This is a genomic window from Streptomyces sp. AC550_RSS872 (genome assembly GCF_019049285.1).
In the GTDB taxonomy this organism is placed as follows: domain Bacteria; phylum Actinomycetota; class Actinomycetes; order Streptomycetales; family Streptomycetaceae; genus Streptomyces.
In genome coordinates, this window is record NZ_JAGMUL010000121.1 from 67437 (window position 1) to 87801 (window position 20365).

13 protein-coding genes and 1 pseudogene are annotated in these 20365 nt (G+C 71.0%); 4 read left to right on the forward strand and 10 right to left on the reverse strand.

Annotated features, from left to right (window positions below; translation table 11 throughout):
• Nucleotides 1–60: 60 nt before the first annotated feature.
• Nucleotides 61–3039 (reverse strand): hypothetical protein, encoded by a 2979-nt coding sequence (locus tag KUM44_RS34645; RefSeq protein WP_217213721.1) that lies wholly within the window; start codon nt 3037–3039, stop codon nt 61–63.
• A gap of 181 nt (nt 3040–3220) precedes the next feature.
• On the opposite strand from KUM44_RS34645, the gene KUM44_RS34650 reads away from it, so the two are divergent.
• The gene (locus KUM44_RS34650) at nt 3221–3412 is read left to right on the forward strand and encodes a hypothetical protein (protein ID WP_217213722.1); all 192 of its coding nucleotides are present in this window, start codon (nt 3221–3223) and stop codon (nt 3410–3412) included.
• A gap of 54 nt (nt 3413–3466) precedes the next feature.
• Here the strand turns inward: KUM44_RS34650 and KUM44_RS34655 are convergent, their stop codons facing one another.
• Nucleotides 3467–3763: a hypothetical protein gene (locus KUM44_RS34655; protein ID WP_217213754.1), complete on the reverse strand. Its 297-nt coding sequence runs from the start codon at nt 3761–3763 to the stop codon at nt 3467–3469.
• 326 nt (nt 3764–4089) lie between these two features.
• Between KUM44_RS34655 and KUM44_RS34660 the strand changes: the two are divergent.
• The 3 genes and pseudogenes from KUM44_RS34660 to KUM44_RS34670 form a co-directional block, all read left to right on the forward strand.
• Nucleotides 4090–4235: pseudogene (locus KUM44_RS34660) on the forward strand (IS3 family transposase); the annotation flags it as partial.
• Between the two features lie 669 nt (nt 4236–4904).
• Nucleotides 4905–6830: an AfsR/SARP family transcriptional regulator gene (locus tag KUM44_RS34665; RefSeq protein ID WP_302186093.1), complete on the forward strand. Its 1926-nt coding sequence runs from the start codon at nt 4905–4907 to the stop codon at nt 6828–6830.
• Between the two features lie 89 nt (nt 6831–6919).
• Nucleotides 6920–8785, forward strand: coding sequence for an ABC transporter ATP-binding protein (locus KUM44_RS34670; RefSeq protein WP_217213723.1), 1866 nt, complete (start codon nt 6920–6922; stop codon nt 8783–8785).
• A gap of 87 nt (nt 8786–8872) precedes the next feature.
• Here KUM44_RS34670 and KUM44_RS34675 read toward each other — a convergent pair whose 3' ends face one another.
• The 8 genes from KUM44_RS34675 to KUM44_RS34710 form a co-directional block, all read right to left on the reverse strand.
• Nucleotides 8873–9814: a kinase gene (locus tag KUM44_RS34675; RefSeq protein WP_217213724.1), complete on the reverse strand. Its 942-nt coding sequence runs from the start codon at nt 9812–9814 to the stop codon at nt 8873–8875.
• Nucleotides 9811–13014 carry an amino acid adenylation domain-containing protein gene (locus tag KUM44_RS34680; protein WP_217213725.1) on the reverse strand — a complete coding sequence of 1068 codons (3204 nt, stop codon included), beginning with the start codon at nt 13012–13014 and terminating at the stop codon, nt 9811–9813. Before KUM44_RS34680 ends, KUM44_RS34675 begins: the two co-directional genes overlap by 4 nt.
• Nucleotides 13011–14339, reverse strand: a complete 1329-nt coding sequence (locus tag KUM44_RS34685) for an ATP-grasp domain-containing protein (protein WP_217213726.1) — start codon at nt 14337–14339, stop codon at nt 13011–13013. The genes KUM44_RS34680 and KUM44_RS34685 overlap by 4 nt, the downstream gene beginning before the upstream one ends.
• On the reverse strand, nt 14336–15817 hold the full coding sequence (gene argH, locus KUM44_RS34690; protein WP_217213727.1) for an argininosuccinate lyase: 1482 nt from the start codon (nt 15815–15817) through the stop codon (nt 14336–14338). The genes KUM44_RS34685 and argH overlap by 4 nt, the downstream gene beginning before the upstream one ends.
• Nucleotides 15814–16872: a cysteine synthase family protein gene (locus KUM44_RS34695; RefSeq protein ID WP_254390543.1), complete on the reverse strand. Its 1059-nt coding sequence runs from the start codon at nt 16870–16872 to the stop codon at nt 15814–15816. The genes argH and KUM44_RS34695 overlap by 4 nt, the downstream gene beginning before the upstream one ends.
• Before the next feature lie 36 nt (nt 16873–16908).
• Complete coding sequence (locus tag KUM44_RS34700; RefSeq protein ID WP_217213728.1) at nt 16909–17721, reverse strand: alpha/beta fold hydrolase; 813 nt, start codon at nt 17719–17721, stop codon at nt 16909–16911.
• A gap of 34 nt (nt 17722–17755) precedes the next feature.
• The gene (locus KUM44_RS34705) at nt 17756–17992 is read right to left on the reverse strand and encodes an MbtH family NRPS accessory protein (RefSeq protein ID WP_217213729.1); all 237 of its coding nucleotides are present in this window, start codon (nt 17990–17992) and stop codon (nt 17756–17758) included.
• Between the two features lie 120 nt (nt 17993–18112).
• Nucleotides 18113–20365: condensation domain-containing protein (locus tag KUM44_RS34710; protein ID WP_217213730.1), on the reverse strand; the 2253-nt coding region annotated here is incomplete at its 5' end.

The window sequence follows — 20365 nt, forward strand, 5'->3', positions numbered from 1 at the left end:
CCGTGCGCAGAGCTTGCTTGGCGGGACGTGTCCGGCAAGACCCGGGAGGACCTGAATCGGTCACCACGGGACTGCGGGAGCCCCGTCGGCCCTCAGACCGTTCGCCAGTATGGCCTGCCACTGCCGATCGGGATCGTCGTCCCTGCGCCCTGCGGCCAGTTCCTCCAACGCCTGCCGGTCTCCCGCGTCGGCGGCGAGCCGTGCGAAGCGTTCGGCCTGCGCGAACTCGCCCGCCGCCTCCAGGTGCTCGGCGAGCAGACGCGGCGCCCACCCCAGGACCTCGTCGTAGGCCCGCCGCAGCAACGGCATGACCTGCTCGGTGCTGCGCCGTTGCGCCAGGCGGCGCAGCAGCCAGGAGCGCTGCCCAACCGGTGCCCGCCAGGCCAGCAGTTCGGCGTCCTCCAGCCGGCCAGCCTGCTCTCGGCCGTGGGCCAGGTCCCACAAGGGCGTGGTGTAGCCGCGGGCTGCGGCATGCAGCGCCCACTGGTCGGCCTCGCCGGTCACACCGGCCTGCTCGGCCCGGTTCATCAGCGCCCTCACGGCCTGGCCCACACGGGCGGCCGCGGCGCGCTCCAGCAGACGGTGGCAGACCTCGTCCGGAGCCCGCTCATCGTGCACCGCGCGGTAGGCCTGTACCCACAATGCCCACGGATTGTCCCGGGACGCCTCGCTCTCCAGCAGTGCCTCGGCATCCTGGACCTGCCCGCGCTCACGCAGACGGCGCAGCAACCGCTCCAGCGCCCACGGGTTCCCGGCCTCCCCGAGTTCCCTGAGTGCATCGTCGCCTGCGGCTGGGCCCTGCGTGTCGTCCAACAGGGCAATCAGCTGGCGCGCCGCCCATGTCTCTCCGGGTGGCATGAGCAGCCCGGGGGAGATGAACGCCCTCAAAGGCCGCGCGCTCGTCTCGAAGTCGATGAGGTCCACGCCTGCTGCCCGCAGCCGACGCCGACGCTCGAATACGGCGATCGCATCCCGGTACAGACGGGCAGCGTCCGCACTACGCCCATCGGCCGCAGCCTGCTCGGCGAGCTCTTTGAGCGGGGTGGCCGCGCCCACGGCGAAGGCCTCCCGGGCGGCCTGTTCCGCTTCGGCTGCCGACCCGGACGCGGCCACCACAGCGGCCAGCTCACCCAGCGCGTGGTGATTGCCGGCGGCCCGCAGCGCTGCCCGTGCGCCGCCCATGTCGCCCTGCTCACGCAGGTCGTCCGCGTAGCCGCGCAGGATGTCCGGATCACCGCACCGGGCGACCTCTCCATACCAGCGGGCCGCCTCCTCGGTTTCTCCCTCCAGCATCAAAGCGCGGGCCAGGTGGAGTTGAGCCGTGCGGTTGCCGTGGTCGGCGGCCTTGCGCAGCAGCTGCTCGGCCTGCTGTTCGTGCTCCTGCTCCAGGAGCTCCTCCAGCAGTTCCTCCAGGACCTCGCCATCCCCGGCGAGCGCGGCCTGCTCCTGCACCCGACGGACCTCCTCGGCCCGCTGACGCTCCTGCCACAGCCAGGTCAGATACTGGCCCGCGCGCAGGTCACCCAGGTCCAGTGCGCGCTGATACAGGCCCGCAGCCTCCGCGTCACGCCAGCGTGCCTCCGCAGCCTGTCCCAGAGCCCGCACAAGATGCGGCTCCGAAAGATGCTCCCGCGCCGCGTGCCAGAACGACGCCGGGGGAGCGGCGAACCGGCGCTCGGTGCGGCCGACGTGGTCCATGTAGTCGGCCAGCCGCCACCCGCCCGGCCTCCCCACCGCAGGGCGGGCCTGAACCCGGCTGAGCAGCCCCCGCACACCCTTGCTCGGCTGCTGCGTGTAGGCGAGAGCGTCCTCAAGCCAGTCCTCGCCCAGCGCGTCGTAGGCGTCATCGCTGAGATAGCCCTCGGCAGCAGCCTGAAGAAACTCCCGCGCCACCAGCCTCACCCCGCCCAGCCGGCTCGCGTCCATGGCCGCACTGATCACCGCAAGGGCCGCCGGCGAGGCAGCCCGGTAGCGCTCCAGGAGGGCCGGAGCTCCGGCCATGTACTGAGTGATCCGACCGTCCGCCGTATGAGCCAGAGCGTCCGCCAACCGGGGATCGTGGCCGCTAACCACCCGCGCGTCCTCCAGCTCCCGCCCCGCGAATCCGGCCGGCACATGCACGGCCTTGCCCTCAAGCAGGGCCCGCGCCTGAGCATGCGGATCAGCTCTGCCCGGCAGACGGGCAGCGGTCAGGGCGCTCCAGTGGTCCGGCCAAAGGGTCCCCAGGACAAGCACCGGACCGCCGGTGCCGCTGTGCAACAGTTCCCGCAGCCCGGCGGCCACTTGCTCGGCACACCCCCCGGCTTGCTCGCCGAGATACTGCTGCAACTCGTTGAGCCAGATCGCGGTGCACGGCGCGAAACCTTCCTGCAAGGCGTTCGCCAGCGCCTGGGCCGGCGACGGTTCCAGCGGGTGCCACAGCCGCCACCCGGCAGGCAGCTCGGCCACCGCCTCCCAGCACGCCCTCGTCTTACCCGCAGACGACTCACCGACCAGCACCACCATCCGGCTTGCGCCACCAGCGGCCTGCTCCACAGCCGAACGCAAACTCTCATCGTGGGCGCGCCGCACATACAGCGGCAGAACCCCCGAGACCGGCCCCGCAACGTCGACGGGCCGGTGCACCTCCCACTCGCCGAACGCCTCCTCATCACGCAGCTCAGCCACGAACCGGCCACGGACAGGAACCTGTACCTCAGGTACGACACCCGAGGCAGACCGGGAGGGACGCCCGCCACGCCGCAGCCGCCGCTCCTGGACAGCCCCCTCCCACAACTTCGCCCACCCCGCGGGCGCACCCGCACGGCCCGCCAGACGAGCCTGCTCGGCGAGGTACCCGACCAAGGCCCGCACCGCCCGCTCCCGCGACGGCACAGACTGGCCCGCCAACCAGTCACTCAACGACGACTTCGTCAGCGAGACGGGCGGCCGCTGCCGCCGCCCCTCACGCTCCAACGCTGCCAAGGTGGGCGAACCCGCCCGCTCGTACAGGCTCTTCAGCATGGCCGCGAAGGCTTGCAGCGCCGTGCCCTGTTCCACTGCACCCCTGCCCTCAGCTGTCCGCCCACCTCTGCGCCGGAAAACCCATTCAACCGGCTATGACCAGCGTAGACGCCTCCCCGCTGCCATCCGGGACATCGCCGGAAACCCACCGGACGGGCGCCAATGGCCACCGCAGGCCGCCACACCGGCGGACCCCGCAACCAAGGAGGCCACGCTCATGTCCCACCACCTGCCCGAGATACTCAACAGCCCCTTCATCACCGCCCTGTTGACCACCCACTCCCTGACCGTCGCAGGGCTCGCGCTGACTGCCGTATGCGCCCCGACGGCCCGCCGCAGGCAAGCGGCTCTCAAGGCACTGGCCGTGCTGCTCGGCCGTCCGCCCCGGCCGCCGCGTCCCCGGGGCTGAGTAAGCCCTCGGGCAGTCGGCCCAGGGGCCGGCTGCCCGGACGAGGGGCGTCGCTCACCGGGAGCCAGTCGTCAGGTGGCGTTGCAGGTCGATGTGCCGGAACTGGTACACCGCTCCGACCTGTCGCAGGACTCCGCGGTGCTCGTGCGCATCGGCAAGGAACGCCATCAGGTCTGGCGGCACTTCTCGACGCGCCACCAGATAGATGCTGGTCACTGCGAAGTGGCTCCATGCTGTCTTAAGCCCGGCCACAATGCCGCCAGCCAGCCCGATGACGGGCCCCACCACAAGTCCGACGGCCAGGGCCCAGCCAAAGCCGGCCACGAGTCCCGTTGCCAGCGTGGCCAACATGCCGAAGCCCAGTCCGAAAGGCGAGCCCGCCCGCGAGCGAGGACACCCGGAACGTGTGTCGGTCCGATCTCAGCAACGATGCAGGGCCGGTGGCGGTGGCCAGGTCAGGCTCTTCCGTCACGAGCCCACCCACGAGACCCAGAGCCAGGCCGACCATGAGCCCGATGAGCAGGCCAGTGGGCAGAGCACCCACGTAGTGGATGATGGCGCTCTTTGAATCCCCCACGCGGTGCTCAGGGTGGCCTCGGAGTTGCTCGACTTGATTCCCCAGGCGGATCCACGCTCACGCACTCGACCTGATCAAGCCTCGCCGTTGAGAGGGCCCGCACACTTCAAAGGTGTTCGCGAGGGTGTGCTGCCGACTCGGCGTGACCCGCTCGCGCGGCGCGGTCGGTACCAGCTGGACAACGCCGCCGCGGAGAGCTTCAACGCGACCTTGAGAAGAGAGACTCTGCAAGGAAAGAAACGCTGGCCGCTGCCGCATAGCAGACGGTGTCCACGCTTCGGGGGAAGCCCCCGGCAGCGGCCTTGCCGCTGCTCAACGCTGTCGCAGGGTGCTGGGGTGTGTGGCTGACGCCTGTCGGCAAGACCGTTCATCCGGTGCGAACTGGACCGCCACCCTGGAACTCTTCAGGTTGCCCCGGAGGCCCGACCCGCCGAGCCTGTCCCCAACACCACCATACGTTCTCGGGGTAGCCGCGTGAAATTCCGTATGACTCGCACCGGCTTTCCACGGTCGGCCAGGTTTCCTTCACCCAGCCGGCCACCGCCTGCTCGTTGCGTTCTACCGCGCGGCGTGCCGGTATCGGGTGGTTCCAGCCGTGCCGCCGCGGCATCTGGCGATACTGGACAGGGCGATGCTTTGGTGGAACCGACACCGATGAGCGTCTTGATCCGCTTCAGGTCACGTTCCGGTCCGGTCCGCCGTGTGGGACAGGTCCCATGGCTAACTTCTGCTCCAGCACCGCGAACAGGACCTCGCTCAGCTTCGGTCGGCTCGCAGCCCCGTTCCACCGCACGGCTCGCCGTTCGCCGTTCGCCGCTCTGCCGCGATCGCCGCCACCGCCGCACCGACCCGCAGTCGATGTGTTTCCACTACTCATGGTCAAATCCCTCCCATATGATACGAGGAGCCGGATAGTTGTCCGCTGTACACTCTTCTCCCCTTGCTGAATGTAGTGACAATTCCCTCCAGAGTGCGCTGCCCACCCGGAAACGAAGGCTTGAGTTAGGGCTCCTGGGACCACTCGAAGTCAGGTTTAACGGCCACGCCGTACCTGTCGGCGGCCCTCGCCAGCGCGCCGTGCTGGCCACCCTCATGTTGGCCCCGGAGCGAGTCGTTTCCGTCGACTACCTCATAGAGGAGGTCTGGAACGGCGATCCCCCCAGCACCGGACGGGCGCAGATCGCGATCTGCGTGGCAGCGCTTCGCAAAGTCTTCCGTACCGTTGGCGTTCACCAGCAGGTCATCGTGACAGCTGCGCCCGGATACAAGCTGGTCACGGGTGAACACATCATGGACACAGTTGAGTTCACGCGCCGGGTGGAGTCCGCACAGCGGGCCACGGAGCAGGGCGGACGGGAGCAGGCCATCGCCCTGCTACGGGATGCACTGCGCCTGTGGCGAGGCCCGGCGCTGGATGGCGTCTCCTCGCGGGCTGCCGAGACGGAGGCGATGCGCTTGGAAGAGCAGCGCCTGCTCGCCATCGAGCAGTACATGGCGCTGCGCCTGAAAGCTGGCGAGCACCAGACGTTGCTGAGTGAACTCAGCACTCTGGTACGGGAGAACCCCCTCAGGGAGCGCCTCCTGGCACAGCTGATGCTGGCCCAGTACCGCTCGGGGCAGCGCGTCGAAGCACTTCGTACGTTCCGCGAGGGGCGCCGCGAGTTCGTGGCGGAGCTCGGCCTGGAACCGGGCACGGAGTTGCAGGAACTGCATCACGCCGTCCTGCGCGACGACTCCGCCGCGCTGGGCCCGGCAGCCGGACCGGCGAGCGCCGCGCCCACCTCGGCCGAGCCGTCCGGAAACTGGCCCAGCCCGGCCCAACTTCCGTCGAACATCGGGGCGTTCGCCGGCCGCGAGGACGAACTGATCGAACTGGACGACCTGCTCGCGGAACGCTCCGACGACGACCCCGTGGGGATCGGCTTCGTCACCGGGGCCCCGGGGGTCGGCAAGACGGCCCTGGCGATCCACTGGGCGCACCGGGCAGCCGCACACTTCCCCGACGGCACGCTCTACGCCGACCTACAGGAGGCCGGTCAACCTCTGTCCCCCCAGGCGGTGCTGCAGCGCTTCCTGCGCGGTCTGGGCGTGGAGCCCGAGCGCATACCGGGCGGCCTTGAGGAGTGCGCCGCCCTCTATCGCACCGTGCTGCGGGGCAGGCGGACCCTGGTGATCCTCAACGACGTGCACTCCTTCCCCCAACTGCGCCCCCTGCTTCCGGGCAACGGGAGGTCCTGCGCCCTGGTCACCGGCCGTACCGAACTCCAGGGGCTCATCCACAGCGGCAGCCCACTGCGGCTGTGCCTTGGCCAGTTGCGGCAGACGGACTCGGTCAGACTCCTGAGCGGCGTTGTGCGGGGGCGCCGGATCGACCGCGACCCGGCGACCGCGAGGCTCGCCGAACTGTGCGACCACCACCCGCTCGCCCTCCGCGCGGCCGGCGCCCGTCTGGCGAACAAGCCGCACTGGACGGTCGCCGACCTCGTGGCCCGACTGGAGAACCCACGCAGGCGGCTGGCCGAACTCAGCCACGGCGAGTACTCCGTCCGCGCCCGGCTGGAGTGCGGCTACGGCAGCCTGGACGCCGCGGCGGCGCGCGCCTACCGGGTGCTCGGCGCCGGGCAGAGCGTGGACTTCGACGTACGGGAAGCCGCCAACGTGCTGGAGCTGCCGCTCGCCGAGGCGGAGGACACCATCGAACGGCTCTTGGACACCCACCTGCTGGAGGTCGCCGCGGACCGCGGCGGTGTCTTTGGCCGCCGTTACCGACTCCAGGAACTGCTGCGCCTGCACGCACGAGAGACCGCGGCCTCAACGCTCCTTGTGCCCTCGGGATGCTGAACCGATATCGCCCCGATAGCCGTGCCGCCTAGCGTCCGTGACGCACACCCAGGTCTGAGCGACGGAGGAACACCAAGGTGACAGTGTCGATGTCCGCTCGGTCCGAAGGCCGCCGGCCCGTATCGACCCCGCCGCCAGGAGCGGATCCGGGCGACGGTGGCGGGACCGGTGGTCCACCGGCCAAGGAGCCGGCCCCGGTCGGGCTGCGGTCGCTCGGGCCCTACCTGCGGGCCTACTGGGGCACCCTGGTGGTCGTGGCGATGCTCTCGCTCCTGGAGACGCTGGGCACACTCGCACAGCCGCTGCTCACCCGGGAGCTGCTGGCGAGGATGGACCATGGCGACAGCATCAACCGCCTCATCATCGGTCTGCTGGTCATCCTGCTGGGTGTGGCCGTCGTCGGCGGATTCCGGGACTACCTTTTGCAGCGTACGGCGGAGGGCATGGTGCTCACCGCCCGGCGCAGGCTCGTCGGGCGGCTGCTGCGGCTGCCCATCGCCGAGTTCGACCAGCGCCGCACCGGTGATCTGCTCTCCCGGGTGGGCGCGGACACCACGCTGCTCCGTGCCGTCGTCACCTCCGGCATCTTCGAGGCCGCGACCAGCGTGGTCCTGGTGATCGGCTCCGCCGTGGCCATGCTGCTGCTGGATCCGGTGCTGTTCGGCGCCACCGCCCTGGGCATCGCCGCCGGCGTCGCTGCGGTAGTGGGGCTGGCCCGGCGGGTCCGTGGCGCCTCCGCCGTGGTGCAGATCCGGGTGGGGGAAATGACCTCCGCCGTGGAACGCTCCGTGTCGGCGGTGCGTACGATCCGCGCCAGCCGGGCCGAGGAGCGCGAGGCCCAGGCGATCGGCGGCACCGCCAAGTCCGCCTACGCGGCGGGCCTGCGCATCGCCAGACTCCAGGCGATGATCAGCCCGCTCACGTCCACCACGATCCAGGCCGCCTTCCTGGTCGTACTCGGCCTGGGCGGCGCACGGGTCGCGAGCGGTGCGATGACCGTCGGCGACCTGGTCGCCTTCATCCTGTTCCTGTTCACCCTCTGGTTTCCGCTCGGCCGGGCGCTGGGCGCCTACACCCGGCTGCAGAGCGGCCTGGCCGCTCTGCACCGGATCGAGGAGGTCCTGGTCCTGCCGCAGGAGAGCGGCACGGACCGGACGGACCCGGTCGCCACGCTCACCGTGCGCGAACGCGCCGAACCGGCCGCGGCCGGGGCCGAGGAGGAACCACCGGCCATCGAGTTCTCCGGGGTCAGCTTCGGCTACCCGGGCGGCGAACCGGTACTCAGGGAGGTCAGCTTCACTGTCCCCCGCGGCACCAGAAGCGCGCTCGTAGGGCCCTCCGGCGCGGGCAAGACGACCGTGCTGTCCCTCGTGGAGCGCTTCTACGACATCACCGGCGGAAGCCTGCGGGTGTACGGCGACGACGTGCGCGACATTCCCCGCTCCGAACTGCGCCGCAGGCTCGGCTACGTGGAGCAGGAAGCCCCCGTGCTCGCCGGCACTCTGCGCGACAACCTCGCGCTGGCGGCGCCGCACGCCACAGAGGAGGACATGCTCAAGGTCCTCGCGGGCGTCAACCTCACCGACGTCGTCGAGCGCGGCTCGCTCGGCCTGGACGCCACCGTCGGTGAGGCGGGAGTGCTGCTGTCCGGTGGTGAGCGCCAACGCCTGGCCCTGGCCCGTACGTTCCTGTCCGCCCCGTCGATCCTGCTGCTCGACGAGGCCACCAGCAACCTCGACGCCCGCAACGAGGCGGCGATGCGCTCGGCCATCGACACCGTCTCCAGCGACCGGACCCTGCTGGTGGTGGCACACCGGCTGGCCACCGTCGTGGACAGTGACCAGATCATCGTTCTGGAAGGCGGCCGGGTCGTCGCGGCCGGCAGCCACGAGGAACTGACCGAGACCAGCCCGCTCTACCACCAGCTCGCCACCCACCAGCTGCTGGTGAAGTAACGGCACCGCGGCGCGTGCCCGTGGAGCCGGGCGGGAAGGTGGGGCGCCCCCCAGGGGGTGCCCCACCTTCGCGTATCTCCCCGCCGGTCAGCCCATCTCGGGAAAGCTCAGGGTGCGGTAGACCGTGACGCTGCCGGTCAGCTCCTCGCAGGCCTGGGCGGTGGCCGCCAGCCGGTGCGGGTAGGCAGGGTCGGCCGGATCCAGCAGAATCCCCAGGGTTGTCCCGCTGTGGCTGGTGACGATGCCCAGACCGCCCACGTCACGGCAGACGCCGAGCAGCGGCGCCAGCGCCCACTTGTGCCGGAGCATCTGGTTGAGCTGTGCGCTGCGGGTGGCGACCGCCCCCACCGCGGCCAGGTCATGGCGTGCGACCGCGTCGCTCAGCCGCTCCAGCAGGTCGGCGTACTCGCGCTTGTGGGCCGCGGTGAAGGGTTTGGGAATCCGGTTGAAGTCCACCGTGTCCACCGCCCCGCCCTCGTCGACGCCCACCACCGCCATCGGCGGCAACGAACCCAGACGTGCGAGCAGCCGCACACTGCGGTGGTGAAAGGCCACGATCCCCGGGTACAGCACGCCGTCAGTCGGCTCGATACGCGACAGATAGACCTCGATCCGGCGCGGCGGCATCGCCACCCCCAGCGCGTTGCCCACGGCCCGCGCGGTGGCCACCAGATCGGCCGAGGAACTCGCGAGCCCCTTGCCCTCCGGCAGCGTGCTGTCAATAGTCAGGCGGCCGCCGACCGGCGAGGGCAGGTCGGCCAGGATCATCGACACCAGCCGCAGCGCCTTCTTCTTGTGCCGCGGCACGACCTCCAGGGTCGCCGGGTCGTCGCTGGTGCGGAAGGTGGCCGTGGCCCAGCGGGCGATCGGCAGGGTCACCAGGAAGTCGCCTTCCGCATGGTCGGGACGGTCGGGCAGCGCTCCCTGAAGCAGCTCACCGAACGTGCCGTAGGTACTGCTCACGCCCACGGCTCCCGTCTGCGGTCTCCGCGGCGCGCACAGGACGTCCCGCTCGGCTCCGGTCGTCATACCTGGCCCTCCCCGGCCTTCAGCGGAACTCTGCATCCGGCCCGTACCAGCGCGGCACAGGGCTCGGGCCGGGTGCCGACGAAGTAGTGCCCGCCGTCGGGCAGCTGACGGCACCGTACGCGCTCGGCGAGCTGGAACCAGTCGCGCCAGCGCTGCCCGGGGCCGGCCGTGGTGGGATCGTCCGCGGCGACCACCACGTCGAGCGGGGTCCTGATGCGCTGCCCGGACCTGCTCTGGCGCATCGCGGCCAGATGACGGTCGGAGGTCAGCACATCGTGCCGGTAGGCGGCCGCGACCGCCTCGGCCCGTTCCCGCTGGTAGCCGTCCAGCTCGATGTAGGCGCTCTCGGCGCGCAGCTGGGCCAGTACGCTCTCGTCGTCCGCAGCCCGGGCGGCCACCGTGTCGCGGCCAAGACCCGTGCCGTGCAACAGCAGCCCGCCGACGAAGATCTGCTCCGCGGCCTGCCCGGCGGCCTCCAGTAGCCGGGTGGTCTCCAGTGCGTGGGCCGCGCCCGAACCGTGCCCCCACAGCAGTACGGGGGTGTCGATCCGGTCGAGGATCTCCGCGCAGACCCGCTCGGCGACCGCGGGCACCCCGGCCAGCGGCTCGCCGTCCGGCACCAGGTCGTGGCCGGGCAGCTCAACGCCGTGGACCGCGATGCCGTCTGCCTCCAGTGTTCTGGCCAGGGTCCGGAAGTTGACCGCGTTGCCGCCCGCGTAGGGGAAGCACACCAGGCTGTGGTGGGCGCCGGGCACCGTGGACAGCGGCTGCATCAGAGTGGAGGTCCTCGATCGCCGGCCCTCGCCCCCGTTCTCCAGGGCCGCCGCCATGGTGCGCAGGACCGGGTAGCGCAGGAGCCGGCTCATCGACAGCGCGCGGTTCAGCCGGATCTGTAGCCGTACCGCCGCCAGCGACGTGCCGCCGAGCGCGAAGAAGTTGTCCTCCCGGCCGATCCGCTCCAGCGGTACGTGCAGTACCTCCGCCCACAGCGTGGCCAGGCGCTGCTCGGCCGTTGTGGCGGGGGCAGAGACGGCCAGCCCGCCCTGGCCCAGGGTGCCGGCCAGGCGGGTCAGCAGCCGTTTGTCGACCTTGCCGTTGCCGGTGAGCGGCAGCCGCTCCAGCCGGTGGAAGAAGGCCGGAACCATGTAGGCGGGCACCTCGGCCGACAGCTCCGCGCGCAGCTCCTCGTTCTCCGGGACGGTGGCATGCGACCCGCCGGTGTGGAACGCGACCAGTCTGGGATGTTCGCCGGCCACCCGGTCGATGACCACCGCGGCATCGCGTACGCCAGGGACGGCCCGCAACCGGGTCTCGATCTCCCCGAGCTCGACACGGTAACCACGCAGTTTGACCTGCTCGTCGCGGCGGCCGAGGAACTCAAGCCGCCCGTCCGGCAGCCACCGCCCGAAGTCACCGGTGCGGTACATCCGGGCGCCCGGGCGGAACGGATCGGGCACGAACGCCTGCCGGGTGCGTTCCTCGTCGTTGACATAGCCCCGGCCGACACAGACGCCGGAGAAGATGATCTCACCGGGCGAGCCCAGCGGCACAAGCGCCAGATGCTCGTCCAGCACGTAGACGTGGACGTTGGGCAGCGGGCGGCCCACCGGCACGAAGCCGGTCTCCGGGGTCCGCGTCAGCGTCTCGTGCATCGTGTCGTCGGACACCTCGGTGGCACCGTAGGCGTTGATCAGCGTGATGTCCGGGTACAGCGCGAACCAGCGCCGCACCAGCTCCCTGCGCAGCGGCTCCCCGGTCACCGACAGCGCCCGCAGCGCGCCCAGCGCCCGGGGCTCCTGTTCAAGACGGGCCAGCAGCACCTCCAGATAGGAGGGCACGACCTGCGCGGCGGTGACCCGGCCCGCCACGATCTCGGCCACGAAGGCATCCACGTCCTGGAGCACCTCGGTGTCCACGATCCGGGTGCTGCCGCCGACCAGCAGCGGCGCCGCCAACTGCCACAGGGAGATGTCGAACCCCAGGGAGGCGGACTGTGCGACCACCGCCCCTGGGCCCTCCTCGGCCAGGCCCATGTCCTCGATCTTGGCGTACAGGTGGTTGAGCAGCCCGGCGTGCTCACACACGGCGCCCTTGGGCTCCCCGGTCGACCCGGAGGTGAAGTAGACATACGCGGCCTGCCCCGGCCGCACCGGCACCAGCGGATTGGTGGCCGGGCCGACCGGGGTGCCGTCCCCGATGGGCAGCACCGTCCGGTCGGCCGCGATCCGGCGCGCCCACGTCTCGCTCTGCTCGTCGGCGAGTACGAACCGGCACCCGCCGGCCTCCAGGCAGGCCGTGATCCGGCCGTCGGGCAGGTTGGTGCCGACCGGGAGGTAGACGCCCCCGGCCTTGAGGACGCCCAACACGGCCGCGGCCCAGCCGAAGCCCCGCTGTGCGGCGACGGCCACGGTGGCCTCGGGGCCGAGGCCCGCGTCGATCAGTGCGTGGGCGAGGTCGTTGGCACGGCTGTTCAGTTCGCCGTAGGTCCACAGACGGTCACGGTGGCGTACGGCGACCACGTCCGGGTTCTGCCCGGCGATGCGCTCGAAGACCTCGGTGACCGTGGCGTCCGGCCGTTCGGCCCGGCGGCCGGACAGCCCGTACAGCTGCGCCGCCACCTCCTGCCGGGACAGCAGGCTCACCCGGTGGTGCGGGCCGTCGGGGTCCGTCGCCAGGGCGCGCAGCGCCGCACGGTGGTATCCGGCCAGCCGCTCGGCGAACTCCCCGTCCAGGGTGCCCCGGTCGTACCCGATGCGCAGGAACGGCCCCGACTCGTCCTCCCCGGTGCCCAGCCGCAGTACGGTACCGGCCGGGAGCGGCTCAGCGCCCTCGCCCGCCGTACCCGGGGCGTTGAGCACGATCTCGCCGAGGGTGCGCGTTTCCGTGGCGGCCTCCCGTGCCGCCGCCACCCGGGAGGCCAACTCCCGCCAGGAGGAGTTCTCCACGTTCACCCGCAGGGCCCGCGCCGCGGCCCCTGCCCCGCCCGGTGCGTATCCCAGCAGCAGCTCGCGCTCCGCCGTGACCGTGGCCAGCACCCGTATCTGAAGAGTCAGCCACGCGTCCGCCACGGTCACGCCGCACCCGTCGGCCACCTCGCGCACCGGCCCGGCGGGCAGCCGGGCCACCCACTCGCCGGCGCCCGACCGCTGCCTGCCCGGCGCGCCCCACCGGGGGGCCTGGGTGAACGCTTCGGAACTCACCCGCGCTCACCGTCCACCGCCGCGTCGCCGTCCGTGGCCGCATCGCTTTCCGTGGTCGCCGACAACTCGATCCTTATCAGCCTGGCGGCCGCCTCGGCACGCTCGCTCGCCTCGTCCGCCCCCGAACCGGTGGCCACCACACAGCCCAGCCGGTCCCGGAAGCTGTGCGTGATCTCCACCCGCTGGCCGGGCACAGCCGTGCAGTGGGTGTACACCACCCCCGGGCTACGTTCCGCCTCGGCCAGCCCGTGTACAGCCGTGATCTCGCCCGCACACCGCACCGTCACGAAGCGCACCGCCGCGTGCCCGGGCCCGCCGGCCGCCGCCTGGGCCTGCTGGCCGCTGGCCCGCGCGATCACCCGGTCGATCAGGTCGACGCCGCGGGCCGCCCGCACCGCAGCCGGGATCATCCCCCCGGCCAGCCGCGGGTTGACCTCGATGACCACCGGCCCGGCCGGGCCAAGCCGCAGTTCCACATGGGCCGCACCCCAGCCGAGCCCCAGCGCGTCCAGCGCCCGCTGGGCGGTACGGCCCAGCTCCGCCTGAACCCCGCAGGCGACCGGAGCCGGCACGTCATGACCGGTCTCGACGAAGAACGGCTCGGCACCGAGCCGCTTGCCGACGACGACCAGCACCTCACGGTCGAACGTCTCCACCGAGAACTCGGGGCCGCTCACCGCACACTCGACCAGAATCTCCCGCGGCACCGGCGCCCCGCGCTCGTCCACGGTGCGGGACAGCAGGGACCGTGCCCACCGGGCCACCTCGGCACGGTCCGCACAGAGCCGCACCCCCACCGACCCCGAGCCGGTGACCGGCTTGAGCACCACCGGGTACCCGAGCTGCTCCGCCGCCCGTACCGCCTCAGCGGTCTCCGTCACGGCCCGGAACCCGGGCACCGGCACACCGGCGGCGGCCAGCAGTTCGCGCTGCCGGTCCTTGCGGCGGCACCCGGCGACGGCGTCGCCGTCCGGCGCCGGCAGCCCCAGCTTCCCGGCCACCGCCGCGGCCGACGCTATGAAGTACTCGGAACTGCTGGTGACCCCCGCCAGCCCGGCACCCGGCGCCGCCAGCTCCGTACAGGCCCGCAGCACCGCGTCCAGATCGCCGGTGTCCATCCGGACGGTGTCCACCGCGTCCGCCGCCGCGTACGGATACCGATCCGGAGACCTGGCCAGCAGGACCGGGCGCAGCCCGCGTGCCCGCGCGGCGGCGCAGAACTCCCGCCCGCTCCCGGTGGTGTTGCTCTCCAGCAGCACCAGCACCGGCCCGGACTCGCCCGCCCGGCCCGCCGTCCCCGCCGCGCTCGCTGTACCCGCGCTCATGGTCTCTCGCTTCCTTTCGGCCCGGCCAGCAACTCCACCACGGCCTCGTCCAGCTTCCGTCGTGCCACAGCCCAGGACTCCCGCCGCCCGCGCATCCATTCCGCGTGGTCCACGAGCGTGCGGCGCTCCGCGTCGAAGGAGGCGTCGAAGACACCTGGGCCGCCTCCGTAGCGGTGCTCGGCCGTCACCTCATCCAGCGACGGGACGCCACCGGCCGACAGGTCCGCATCCGAAAGACGGGTGGAGCCGGACTCGACAGCCCGGCGCACCGCGGTGCCCACCAGGTGGTGCGCGGTACGGAACGGCATGCCCTGCCGCACCAGGCGGTTCGCCACCACGGTGGCTGTCACGAAGCCCTCCTCGGCACGGGCGGCCATCCGCTCGGGCACCGGGCGCCCGCCGCTCACCAGGACCTGGGTGAGCAGCACCGACTCGACGGTCCCGGACAGCGCGTCCCACACGTCGCTGACCGCCTCCGTGCCCACCTCGATCGAGTTGGTGAACGGCGTGGACTTCATCGAGGCGGCCGCGCCCGCCCAGGCGCCGATGGCCGCGCCGGCCCGGCCCTTGACGTGCTCCAGCAGGAACGCGTTCCGCTTCTGCGGCATCGCCGAACTCCCGCCGACCAGCCGCTCGGGGAACTCGACGAAGCCGAACTCCTGCGTGCTCCACAACTGCAGGTCCGTGGCCAGCCGACTCAGTGTCAGCCCCACGCCCGCCGCACCCGCGACCGCCCGCAGCGCCGTGTCACGACTCGCCACCGCGTCCATGGCGTGCGCCGCCGGGACGGCGAAACCCAGCAACTCCGCCGTACGAGCCGGGTCGATGGGCAGATCCGTACCGGAGACCGCTCCGGCCCCCAGCGGGCAGCGGTCCAGCTCCGCGAGCGTGTGCCGCAGCGCGCCGATGTCCCGCCCCAGCGCCGTGGCGACCCCCACCAGGTAGTAGCCGTAGGTGACCGGCATGGCGGGCTGGAAGTGCGTGTAGACGGGCATCACCACATCGCGGTACGCCCTCGCCCGGCACAGCAGCACGGCATGGAGCCGCAGTGTCTGGCCGAGCAGCTCCGCCAGCTCCTCCCGCAGCCGTATCGCGGCCGTGGTGGCCTTGATGTCGTTGCGCGACCGGCCGGTGTGCAGTCTGCCCCCGGCCTCCGGGCCCAGCACGGACACCAGGTGGTTCTCGTACATCATGTACAGGCCGCGCGGCATGGGACGGTGGTGCAGCTCCTTGAAGCCGTTCTCCCGCAGCCGGGTGACGTGCCGCAGCAATTCGGCCGCATCCCGCACCGGCAGCAGCTCCCGCTCGGCCAGCATGACGACATGGGCCAGATCGATGGTGGTCAGCAGCTCCAGCTCGCCGTCGATCGCCGCCGGCTCGGCGGTGCCGAACACCATGCTCCTGGTGCGCGCACCCAGCGTGGCGGTGAGCCGCCCGGTGTCCGCCTGGTCTCCCGCTGCCGCCCCGGGGCCCGTCATGACACCGCCTCGGCCACCGGAAGCCGGTCACCGGGGGCAGAGCCTGTGACCTCCAGATAGCTTCGCCGCCGCCACGCCATACGGGTCCACCGGTCACCGGCGGACCCGGGCCGTGCGACCTCCAGCGGCTCGGAGGGCAGCGCGGACAGCACGAAGCCGTTGTCGGCCAGCCACCGGTCGTCGTAGACGGTGGTCTGATAGCGGTAGCCCTCGTCGGGCAGCATCACCACGCACAGCTCGTCGGGGTGGGACTCGGCCCACCACCGGGCGGCCAGATAGGCCGCACCGCTCGTCGGCCCCTGGAACAGCGCGTGCTGCGCGTGCAGCTGACGCGTCGCCAGGAACGCCTCGGCCGCTGTGCACCAGTGCACCTCGTCGAACGCCGTGTGGTCCAGGTTCCGCGGCCACAGGCTGTTGCCAAGACCGCGCAGCGGCCGTGGGCCGTCGGACTGGCCGAACAGCACACTGTTGTGGGTATCCACCCCGATCGCCCGGGTGTGCGGTGTGGACTCCCGCAGTGTCCCGACCGTTCCGCACATGGAGCCGCCCGAACCGACGGGACCCACGACCGCGTCCACCTGTCCCAGCGCCTTGCCGAGCAGCTCGGCCACGACGGCATACGACCGCGGGTTGTCGGGATTGCTGTACTGCTCCGGGCAGAAGGTGTCAGGGTGCTCCGCGCGAATCTCCGCGAGTCTGCGCAGCCGTGCTTCCTGGAAGCCGCCCACCGGAGCCGGGCTGGTGCAGACCTCGACCCGCGCGCCCAGATCGCTCAGCCGCCGGTGCAGATGGACGTCGATCGCCGGATCGCTGACCAGGACGAGATCACGTTTGAGCAGCGCGGCCTGCATGGCCAGCCCGAGACCGAACGTTCCCGATGTCGTCTCCACCACCACGGTGTCGGGCCCCAATTCACCGCGCTGCAGCGCATTGCGCAGAATCGTACGGGCAGGCAGCAGCTTCATCAGAGTGAAGACCGCACCGTACAGATTCCTGCCGAGCCGCACGACCCGCGGCATCATCTGCGCCTCGGTTATTTCCTGGAACACTGGCATGGATACCGCCATTGTCTGGTCCATTGTGAGTAGGGACTACTGGCCGATGGGTAGCGAAAAGAACTCGATCACGCACTTGTTCACCGCGGAGGGATCCTCCAGATAGCCGTAGTGCCCACAGTCGGCGACCACTTCAAACGTCGCTCCGGGTATGGCATCGGCGACTTCGCGGCCCAGATGCGCAGGGGTGATCAGGTCATCGGAGAAGGCGACGACATGGCAGGGCACCGCGATATCCGCATACGCCCGCAGCCGGTTCTCCATTTTGCTGAGTTCGAGCTGCGCACGGTTGCCGGGACCACCGGGCGCCGTGAACTCGAACACGTCCAGCCAGTCCAGCATCGCCTGGTCGTCTTCCAGCGTCCGCGGCGAGAGATTACGCAGCGCACGCACCACGGCCCGGTACCGGGGTGGCAGGACCACCCCGGCGTCGTGCAGCTCGATCTCTGCGAGGGTCAGCGCGGCGCGTGCCCTGTCCACCCGGCCCCGGGTGGCCATCAACACCACCTGCCGCAGCAGGTCCGGCCTGGAAAGCGCCAGCTCCTGAGCTACATGAGCGCCGAGCGACGTGCCCACCACCCGGCAGGGCGCCAGGTCGAGCCGTTCGATCAGCCCGGCCACGTCGCCGACCATGTCCGCGACGCTGAACCCCTCGGGGCACTCCGAACTGGGCGGTATACCCCTGTTGTCGAACGTGATCACCCGGTAGCCCGCGGCGGTCAGTGCGGGTACCTGATGGAGGTGCCACACGCTGTGGCTACCGCCCGTGCCCTGGATCATCACCACCGGCTCACCCGAACCAGTGTCCTTGTAGTGGAGCCGAATCCCGTTCACCGATAGGACGGGCAACCTTTCCTCCCTCGTGAGCCGTTCGGTCGTCCGGTCAGTTCGCCGGTGTATCCGAACCCTCGCCTTCCATCGCCGCGACCAGACTCTTCGGGCGCATGTCCGTCCAGTTGTCCTCCACGAACTTCAGCGCCGCCTCATGGCTGGACTCCTCAAGCGCGACCTGCCACCCGGCCGGAACCTCGACGAACGTCGGCCACAGCGAATACTGTCCTTCGTCATTGACCAGAACCAGGTAGGTGCCCTCGGGGTCCTCGAAAGGATTGGTGCTCATGAACTGATGCCTCCTTGACAGGCGTCCGACGACGGAGAATGAGCGTAAGCAGAGTTTCAGGACGTCATATCGGATCGATATCCGACCCGACGACGGCCTTGGGGACGGCCCGGGGACGCTCTAGGAGAGCTCGCGCCAGTCACTCTCCAACTGCTCGATCTCGCTCTGGTCGAGCAGCGACAGCGAGACGTCGGACGGTGTCATCCCACCCGCGTCGGGCTGCCGCGCATGCTCCGTCAGGCCCTCCAGAGCATCGAACCAGAGCCGGGCCAGCTGCTGGACATCCGCCTCGTCGAGCAGCTCCCGAGGCCAGCTCCAGGACGCGGTCAACCGCGGTCCGCGGGGCCCGTCCTGGGTACGGGCGACCAGGTCCAGCTTGTACGCCATCGGCATCCGTGGGTCGGAAGCACCGAACCCACCGGCCGAGTTCAGCTCCGTCCAGTCAGGAGCCCGGAAGGTCCCGGCATCCTCGACGTCAGCTGTGGTGAACCTGCCCAGATAGTTGAAGCTGACCTCAGGCACCGGCAGCCCGGCGAACTCGGCGGCGGCCTCCGGGTTCATGTAGCGGACCAGTCCGTAGCCCATCCCCTTGTCCGGCACCTCCCGCAGCCGCTCCTTGACGTGCTTGAGCAAGGACCCAGCCGCCGGACCACCGGCCAGGGCCTCCGCGATCTCCCGCTCGTCACCCAGACCGGTGTCGAGCCGCAACGGATGATGGCTGGTGAACCAGCCCACCGTGCGGGACAGATCGGCACCGGGCGAGACCGACTCCTCCCGGCCGTGCCCCTCCAGATCCAGCAGCACACTCTCCCCGCTACCGCTACGACGCCACCGCGCCCACGCCAGCGCGAACGCCGCCAGGAGCACATCGTTGACCTCGGAGTGGAACACCTGCGGCACCCGAGTCAGCACCGCCTCGGTGACAGCGACCGGCAGCCGCAGACTCAGGTGCCCCGCGTTGTCACGAACGTCCCGCTCAGCGTCCAGCCGTCGGCCGCCGAGCGGCGCGGCCGGGCCACCCAGCATGTCCCGCCAGAAGACGGTCTGCCCAGCCCACTTCGGCTGACCGGCCGCCTCCGCGAGCCCGAGAGCCCAGCCCCGCATGGACGTACCGACCGGCGGCAGCTCCGGCACCCGGCCCGACTGAGCCTCCCGGTACGACTCGGCGAGATCCGGCACCAGGATGCGCCACGACACCCCGTCAACGGCCAGATGGTGGATCAGCACCAGCAGCAGCCCGGGCGCGGACGCCCCCTGGTCGAACCACACGAACTGCGTCAGCTCGCCGCGCGTCGCATCCAGCCGCTGCCGGGCGGCACGCGTCTCGTCCGCAAGCAGCGCGCGGCGAGCCGCGTCATCCAACTGCGCCGCGTCAACCCGCGATACGCACGCGTCCGCGGACACGGCACCACGAGGAGCGATGTCCAGGAACTGCTCCTGACCATTCCAGGACAGCCGTGCCCGCAGCGCGTCGTGCCTGTCAAGGACCGTCTGCACGGCGGAAATGAGCGCCTGACCGTCGAGCCCGGCGGGCACCTGCACCAGCCGCGACTGGTTGTACTGGTCGACGGGCCCACCCCGCTCCAGGAACTGGCGCATGATCGGAGTCAGCGGCATCGGCCCGACCCCGGTCCCGGCCGCCTCCACCGGGGTCTCGGCCGCCTCGGTGACCACCGTCGCGAGTGCCGCGACCGTCTTGTGCTGGAACACATCACGCACGGACAGCTCCAGACCCGCGCGCCGTGCCCTGGCGACCAGCTGGATGGACATGATGCTGTCGCCACCCAACTGGAAGAAGTTGTCGTCGATGGTGACCTGGGGAAGGTGGAGGATGTCGGCGTAGAGACCGCAGAGGATTTCCTCGCGCGGAGTGCGCGGAGACCGGCCGGTCGTACGGTCGCCGTAGTCGGGTGCGGGTAGAGCCCTGCGGTCCAGCTTTCCGTTGAGGGTCAGCGGGAGAGTGTCCAAGGCGACGAAGGCCGCGGGGACCATGTAGTCGGGAAGCTGCGGTGCCACGTGGGCGCGGAGTGCCTCCTGGCTGACTGGTTCCTCGGTCACGGTGTAGGCGACGAGTCGTTTGTCGCCGGGCTGGTCTTCGCGGAGGATGACGGCGGCCTGGGTGATGGCGGGGTGCGCGGCCAATACGGCTTCGATCTCTGCGGGCTCGACGCGGAAGCCGCGCAGCTTGATCTGGTCATCGACGCGGCCGAGGAATTCCAGCTGGCCGTCTCGGCCCCAGCGGGTGAGGTCGCCGGTGCGGTACATGCGGGTGCCAGGTGTGCCGTGCGGGTCGGCGATGAAGCGGTGTGCGGTGAGTTCGGGGCGGTTGAGGTAGCCGCGGGCGAGGCCGGAGCCGGCGATGTAGAGCTCGCC